Origin of the sequence: Pseudomonas sp. Irchel 3A18 (genome assembly GCF_900187465.1) — a bacterium.
GTDB lineage: Bacteria > Pseudomonadota > Gammaproteobacteria > Pseudomonadales > Pseudomonadaceae > Aquipseudomonas > Aquipseudomonas cichorii.
Genome location: NZ_FYDI01000006.1, coordinates 425,816 through 432,014, shown reverse-complemented (window position 1 = coordinate 432,014; position 6,199 = coordinate 425,816). Strand labels below are relative to the sequence as shown.

8 protein-coding genes, 4 tRNA genes and 2 rRNA genes are annotated in these 6,199 nt (G+C 53.9%); all 14 read left to right on the top strand.

Annotated features, from left to right (window positions below):
* A 23S ribosomal RNA gene (locus CKW23_RS15340) occupies positions 1-94 on the top strand; the annotation flags it as partial.
* A gap of 147 nt (positions 95-241) precedes the next feature.
* Positions 242-357 (top strand): 5S ribosomal RNA (gene rrf / locus CKW23_RS15335).
* A 134-nt stretch (positions 358-491) separates the two neighbouring features.
* On the top strand, positions 492-1,451 hold the full coding sequence (gene birA / locus CKW23_RS15330; RefSeq protein ID WP_025262066.1) for a bifunctional biotin--[acetyl-CoA-carboxylase] ligase/biotin operon repressor BirA: 960 nt from the start codon (positions 492-494) through the stop codon (positions 1,449-1,451).
* Positions 1,441-2,190, top strand: coding sequence for a pantothenate kinase (locus CKW23_RS15325; RefSeq protein WP_025262065.1), 750 nt, complete (start codon positions 1,441-1,443; stop codon positions 2,188-2,190). Before birA ends, CKW23_RS15325 begins: the two co-directional genes overlap by 11 nt.
* A gap of 7 nt (positions 2,191-2,197) precedes the next feature.
* Positions 2,198-2,626, top strand: a complete 429-nt coding sequence (locus CKW23_RS15320; protein ID WP_025262064.1) for a hypothetical protein — start codon at positions 2,198-2,200, stop codon at positions 2,624-2,626.
* 142 nt (positions 2,627-2,768) lie between these two features.
* Positions 2,769-2,853: transfer RNA gene (locus CKW23_RS15315), tRNA-Tyr, on the top strand.
* A gap of 24 nt (positions 2,854-2,877) precedes the next feature.
* Positions 2,878-2,951 (top strand) — tRNA-Gly (locus CKW23_RS15310).
* 26 nt (positions 2,952-2,977) lie between these two features.
* Positions 2,978-3,053 (top strand) — tRNA-Thr (locus tag CKW23_RS15305).
* A 171-nt stretch (positions 3,054-3,224) separates the two neighbouring features.
* Positions 3,225-3,300, top strand: a tRNA-Trp gene (locus CKW23_RS15300).
* 46 nt (positions 3,301-3,346) lie between these two features.
* The gene (gene secE, locus CKW23_RS15295) at positions 3,347-3,715 is read left to right on the top strand and encodes a preprotein translocase subunit SecE (protein ID WP_095067810.1); all 369 of its coding nucleotides are present in this window, start codon (positions 3,347-3,349) and stop codon (positions 3,713-3,715) included.
* Positions 3,716-3,724: 9 nt separating this feature from the next.
* On the top strand, positions 3,725-4,258 hold the full coding sequence (nusG, locus tag CKW23_RS15290; protein WP_025262062.1) for a transcription termination/antitermination protein NusG: 534 nt from the start codon (positions 3,725-3,727) through the stop codon (positions 4,256-4,258).
* A 118-nt stretch (positions 4,259-4,376) separates the two neighbouring features.
* Entirely contained in the window at positions 4,377-4,808 is a 432-nt protein-coding gene (gene rplK / locus CKW23_RS15285; RefSeq protein WP_025262061.1) for a 50S ribosomal protein L11, read from the top strand.
* Positions 4,808-5,503: a 50S ribosomal protein L1 gene (gene rplA / locus CKW23_RS15280; RefSeq protein ID WP_025262060.1), complete on the top strand. Its 696-nt coding sequence runs from the start codon at positions 4,808-4,810 to the stop codon at positions 5,501-5,503. Before rplK ends, rplA begins: the two co-directional genes overlap by 1 nt.
* A 194-nt stretch (positions 5,504-5,697) precedes the next feature.
* Positions 5,698-6,198 (top strand): 50S ribosomal protein L10, encoded by a 501-nt coding sequence (rplJ, locus tag CKW23_RS15275; RefSeq protein WP_025262059.1) that lies wholly within the window; start codon positions 5,698-5,700, stop codon positions 6,196-6,198.
* The last annotated feature ends 1 nt before the right edge of the window (position 6,199 follow it).

The window sequence follows — 6,199 nt, the reverse complement described above, 5'->3', positions numbered from 1 at the left end:
GGGCCGTCGAAGACTACGACGTTGATAGGTGGGGTGTGTAAGTGCTGTGAGGCATTGAGCTAACCCATACTAATTGCCCGTGAGGCTTGACCATATAACACCCAAGCAATTTGCGAAGAGCGGATTGTGGTGTAGTGAAGATGACGAACCGAAAGTTTGCGCCACACACAGATTACCGAAACAAACCTATTACACACCCATTCGCGGGTACGTACTCAAGTACGCACCGGCTACCGAATTTCTTGACGACCATAGAGCATTGGAACCACCTGATCCCATCCCGAACTCAGCAGTGAAACGATGCATCGCCGATGGTAGTGTGGGGTTTCCCCATGTGAGAGTAGGTCATCGTCAAGATTCAAATTCAGAACCCCCATCTGCGAACGCAGGTGGGGGTTTTGTCTTTTCAGGCTCGAAAAACACTTTTTCGTTTCTATGCATCCCAGGCTTGCGTGGCTATCATGCGTGCCTCATTGCTAGGCGATATTTACATGATGACCTTGTTAAGGCTTCTGGCCGATGGCGAGTTTCACTCCGGGCAGGTTTTGGGTGATGTGCTCGGCGTCAGTCGAAGCGCCGTATGGAAGCGGCTTCAACAGCTTGAGGCTGAGTTGGGCGTTGAGGTTCATAAGGTGCGTGGCCGTGGCTATCGGCTTGCCAGTCCGGTTTCTCTTCTGTCTGCGTCGTCCATATCGCAAATGGGGTTTCCTGCGGGCTGGTCTGTCCATGTTGCAGATTCGGTCGACTCTACAAATGCCGAAGCGGTACGTCAGATTGGCCAGGGCGCTGCCATGCCTATGCTGGTCCTGGCGGAAAGCCAGACGGCTGGGAGAGGGCGTCGTGGTCGCAAGTGGGTGAGCCCCTTTGGTGAGAACCTGTATTACAGTCTGGCGTTGCGCGTGGATGGCGGAATGCGTCAGCTCGAAGGGCTCAGCCTGCTGGTCGGGCTTGCTGTCATGCAGGTCCTGCGTGAGTCGGGAGTCAAGGGGGCCGGCCTCAAGTGGCCTAATGATGTTCTTGTAGGGCGGCGCAAGATTGCCGGCATCCTTCTTGAGTTGATCGGTGATCCTGCAGATGTGTGTCATGTCGTGATAGGCATAGGCGTCAACGTCAATATGCAGACCTCTGTCGACGTGGATCAGTCCTGGACGTCTCTGCGTCTTGAGGCGGGCGCCCTTTCTGATCGCAATAGTCTGGCTGCCCGTTTGAGTCAAAAGCTTGATGCCTTGCTCGCCTTGCATCGTGAGAAAGGTTTTTCAGCGTTTCAGGCTGAGTGGGAGCAAGGACACTTGTGGCAGGGCTGCGCTGTCACCCTGCTTTCGGGTGTCGAGGTCGTCGAGGGCGTAGTCTTGGGGGTTGATGTGCTGGGTGCGTTGCGCCTCGATGTAGGTGGCGTGGAGAAAAGCTTTAGTGGTGGTGAGCTCAGCCTGAGGTTGCGTGATGATACTTGAACTCGACTGTGGGAATAGCTTCATCAAGTGGCGTGTAATTGATGTAGGAGGCATAGCCCGATTTGCAGGTGGCGTCGTTGATTCCGATAGTGCGCTGCTGGAGCATTTGCTGCACCTTCCAGGGTTGAAGTTGAGTGCCTGCCGCCTGGTCAGTGTCCGTAGCACCGAGGAAACCGAGAAGCTTGTGGCGGCCCTTGTTCAAGCTTTCGCGATTCATCCTGTTTGTGCGGCGCCCGCAAGAGAGTTGGCGGGGGTTGAGAATGGATACGACGACTACGAGCGTCTGGGGCTCGACCGCTGGCTTGCCTTTGTCGGTGCTTATCACATAGCCCGAAGGGCGTGCCTGGTCATTGATCTCGGTACGGCTGTGACCTCTGATTTCGTTGATGTAGATGGTCGGCACCTGGGAGGCTTCATATGTCCGGGGATGCCGTTGATGCGTAACCAGTTGCGCACCCATACGCGGCGTATTCGATACGATGATGCTGCGGCCGAGCGTGCGCTGGTCAGCTTCGTTCCGGGGCGTGCAACCTCGGAGGCGGTTGAGCGCGGTTGTTCCCTGATGCTGCGAGGCTTTGCCCTGACGCAGCTGGAACTGGCGCGCGCTTACTGGGGTGATGATTTTTGTGTCTTCGTAACCGGCGGCGATGCGGGGCTGGTCGAGGATGTCCTGACTGATGTTCGAGTGGTGCCTGACCTGGTTTTCGTCGGTCTTGCTCTAGCCTGTCCGTTGCGCTGAGGTTTTTATGCGTTGGCTATTCCTTTTGTTGTTGATGCTCAATGCCTTTTATTACATCTGGCATCAGCAAGAAGCTCCTTTGCGTGCCAAGGAGGTGCTGCCTTTGTCGTTGTACCGTGCTCCTCAGCAGGATATCCGGCTGCTTAGTGAGTCCGACGTGGGGCACGCCTCCCGTGAGGCTGAAAGTAGCTGTCTGTATCTTGGGGGGTTTCCACGCCAGGAGGAGGCGCGTGCTGTCGAGCAGCGTCTCAATAGCCTGGATGTGCAGTCGCAGTTTCAGGTCTTGCCGTCGGGTGGTGTGACAAGCTACTGGCTCAGGATCTCCCCTGAAAGTCGTCGTCTGGTCGGTGATGGCATGCTCAATCAGTTGCTTCAGGATTTCCCGCAATTAAAAAACAAAATAATGTCTTGTGAGGGCATTGCAACTGCCGATTAGTTTGCATAGAATGGCGCCCGCTTCGCAGTGAGGTGTAAACTTCGCAAGTGAAGCAGCAGTAGTCAACGCATGTAACCTCAGGTTTTTAATGAGAAAAAGGTTGACAGAAGGGCAGTAAGCATTGAGAATGCTGCCTCGCTTAGGAGGGGTTCCCGAGCGGCCAAAGGGATCAGACTGTAAATCTGACGTCTACGACTTCGAAGGTTCGAATCCTTCCCCCTCCACCATATTTAGCGTGAGCTGCAAGTTGTGCGGGTATAGTTTAGTGGTAGAACCTCAGCCTTCCAAGCTGATGATGCGGGTTCGATTCCCGCTACCCGCTCCATGCTTGTGGTTCTTGCAAAGTGTTTCGCTCTTGTAGCTCAGTTGGTAGAGCACACCCTTGGTAAGGGTGAGGTCAGCGGTTCAAATCCGCTCAAGAGCTCCATTGTTCAAAGGCAGATATGCAAATATCTGCCTTTGTTTTAAGTGGTTTCACTCTTGAAGTGTCTCGCTTAAAGCTTTCAGTCTCTGTCAGCAGCGCCTGCTGATGGTTTCTGAATGAAGTGTTGAAAAACTCTTGTCGGGTCCGCATAATGGTCGGCCTGATTTTGCTTTTAGGTCAGTAGCTCAATTGGCAGAGCGACGGTCTCCAAAACCGTAGGTTGGGGGTTCGATTCCCTCCTGACCTGCCAGATTCCCTAGATGTAATCTGGCTTTCTTTTCACAGGATCTCCGTAGATGAATCACAAGGCTGAAGCATCAGACTCGCGCTTTGACTCGCTGAAATGGCTCTTGGTAGTCGCTTTGGTTGTGGTTGGTGTCGTCGGTAATCAGTATTACTCGTCCGCTCCGATTCTGTATCGTGTTCTCGTGCTTCTTGTGATTGCTGCCGTTGCTGCGTTTGTTGCTCTTCAAACCGGTAAAGGCAAGGCTTTCTTTGTCCTGGCAAAAGAAGCACGCGCAGAGATCCGTAAAGTCGTATGGCCTACTCGCCAAGAGACCACGCAGACCACTTTGATTGTGGTGGCTGTCGTTCTGGTCATGGCGTTGCTGTTGTGGGGGCTAGATTCCCTGCTCGGCTGGCTTGTTTCCTTGATAGTTGGCTAAGGGTGTCCCGTGGCTAAGCGTTGGTACGTAGTGCATGCTTACTCGGGTTACGAGAAGCATGTAATGCGCTCGTTGATCGAGCGTGTGAAGCTGGCAGGCATGGAAGATGGCTTCGGCGAAATTCTGGTTCCCACTGAAGAAGTGGTTGAAATGCGTAATGGCCAGAAGCGCAAAAGCGAGCGTAAGTTCTTTCCAGGTTATGTGCTTGTACAGATGGAAATGAATGAGGGTACTTGGCACTTGGTCAAGGATACTCCTCGCGTCATGGGCTTTATCGGTGGTACTGCTGATAAGCCAGCTCCAATCACCGACAAAGAAGCAGAAGCCATTCTGCGTCGTGTTGCTGATGGCAGCGATAAGCCGAAGCCAAAAACACTGTTCGAGCCAGGTGAAGTTGTTCGCGTCACCGATGGTCCGTTCGCTGATTTTAATGGCACGGTTGAAGAAGTTAACTACGAAAAGAGCCGTATCCAAGTGGCTGTGCTCATTTTCGGACGTTCTACTCCGGTAGAGCTGGAGTTCAGTCAGGTCGAAAAGGCATAACTGAGCTGGAATCCCATACCCCGCAGCCTAAGGCTGTGGGGTTTTTTCGTCACTGGGATATACGTGTAAGTAGCCGGGGAGCCTTAAAAGGCGTTTGAACCCGTAATTGGAGTGCCTCATGGCCAAGAAGATAACCGCATACATCAAGCTGCAAGTGAAAGCCGCTCAGGCTAACCCTAGCCCGCCAGTTGGTCCTGCTCTGGGTCAGCACGGTGTGAACATCATGGAATTCTGTAAAGCATTCAACGCCCGTACTCAGGGTCTTGAGCCAGGCTTGCCGACTCCAGTGATCATCACTGTATACAGCGACCGTAGCTTCACTTTTGAAACAAAAAGTACTCCTGCCTCTGTTCTGCTGAAGAAAGCTGCAGGCTTGACCAGCGGCTCGGCTCGCCCGAACACCGTTAAAGTTGGCACCGTGACTCGTGCTCAGCTGGAAGACATCGCTAAAGCAAAAAGCGCTGATCTGACAGCTGCAGACCTGGAAGCGGCCGTGCGTACTATCGCCGGTTCCGCTCGTAGCATGGGCCTTAACGTGGAGGGTGTGTAATGGCTAAGTTGACCAAACGTCAAAAGGCAATCGCTAGCAAGCTTGAAGCTGGCAAGGCCTACAACTTCGTAGACGCTGCTGCTCTGCTGACCGAGCTGTCTACCGTCAAGTTCAGCGAGTCCGTAGACGTTGCTGTTAACCTGGGCGTCGATCCTCGTAAATCCGACCAGGTTGTTCGTAGCGCAACCGTTCTGCCGCACGGTACCGGTAAAACCGTACGTGTTGCTGTCTTCACCCAAGGCCCGGCTGCTGAAGCTGCTCTGGCTGCCGGTGCTGATCGCGTTGGCATGGACGATCTGGCTGCCGAAATGAAAGCTGGCGACCTGAACTACGACGTAGTCATTGCTTCTCCTGATGCAATGCGTGTTGTTGGTCAGTTGGGTCAGGTTCTGGGTCCACGTGGCCTGATGCCTAACCCTAAAGTCGGTACCGTTACTCCTGACGTCGCTAACGCCGTCAAGAACGCGAAGGCTGGTCAGGTTCGTTATCGCACCGACAAAAACGGCATCATCCACACTTCCGTTGGCAAGGTCGGTTTCGACGCAGTCAAGCTGAAGGAAAACGTTGAAGCCCTGATCGCTGATCTCAAGCGCATCAAGCCTGCTTCCTCGAAAGGTATCTACGTCAAGCGCGTTACCCTGAGCACCACCATGGGCCCGGGCCTGGTCATCGACCAAGGTTCCCTGGACGCGTAAGGCAGAAGTAACACAGTTTTGTGTTACTAAAAGATTGGGGTCCCTGCCTGGCGGGGGCTATCCAAGACCGTAGGCGACGCAAGTCTTAAACCACAAGCCTACGCAGATGGTGCTCCCGGTTCCTTACCGAATCAGACACCAAAACGACATCAGGCTCAGGCCCGATGAAACGGTAACAAGCAGGAGTTAAACCCGTGGCAATTAAACTCGAAGACAAGAAGGCCATCGTCGCTGAAGTCAACGAGGCTGCCAAAGTCGCTCTGTCCGCTGTCGTGGCTGATGCCCGTGGCGTTACAGTAGGCGCAATGACCGGACTCCGTAAAGAGGCTCGTGAAGCTGGCGTATACGTACGTGTTGTACGTAACACCCTGCTCAAGCGCGCTGTTGAAGGTACTGAATACAGTGTCCTCAACGATGCGTTCACAGGCCCGACCTTGATCGCCTTCTCCAATGAGCATCCAGGCGCTGCTGCGCGTTTGTTCAAAGAGTTTGCGAAAGGTCAGGACAAGTTCGAGATCAAGGCAGCTGCGTTCGAGGGCAAGTTCCTCGCAGCTAATCAGATCGACGTACTGGCTACCTTGCCGACCCGTGACGAAGCAATTTCCCAGCTGATGAGCGTGATTCAAGGCGCTACCAGCAAATTGGCTCGTACTCTGGCGGCTGTTCGCGACCAGAAAGAAGCTGCCGCAGCCTAAG

Coding starts and splice junctions, on each gene's coding strand:
- birA (WP_025262066.1), top strand. CDS start 492: ATGATGACCTTGTTAAGGCTTCTGGCCGATGGCGAGTTTCACTCCGGG.
- rplA (WP_025262060.1), top strand. CDS start 4,808: ATGGCTAAGTTGACCAAACGTCAAAAGGCAATCGCTAGCAAGCTTGAA.
- CKW23_RS15320 (WP_025262064.1), top strand. CDS start 2,198: ATGCGTTGGCTATTCCTTTTGTTGTTGATGCTCAATGCCTTTTATTAC.
- rplK (WP_025262061.1), top strand. CDS start 4,377: ATGGCCAAGAAGATAACCGCATACATCAAGCTGCAAGTGAAAGCCGCT.
- CKW23_RS15325 (WP_025262065.1), top strand. CDS start 1,441: ATGATACTTGAACTCGACTGTGGGAATAGCTTCATCAAGTGGCGTGTA.
- secE (WP_095067810.1), top strand. CDS start 3,347: ATGAATCACAAGGCTGAAGCATCAGACTCGCGCTTTGACTCGCTGAAA.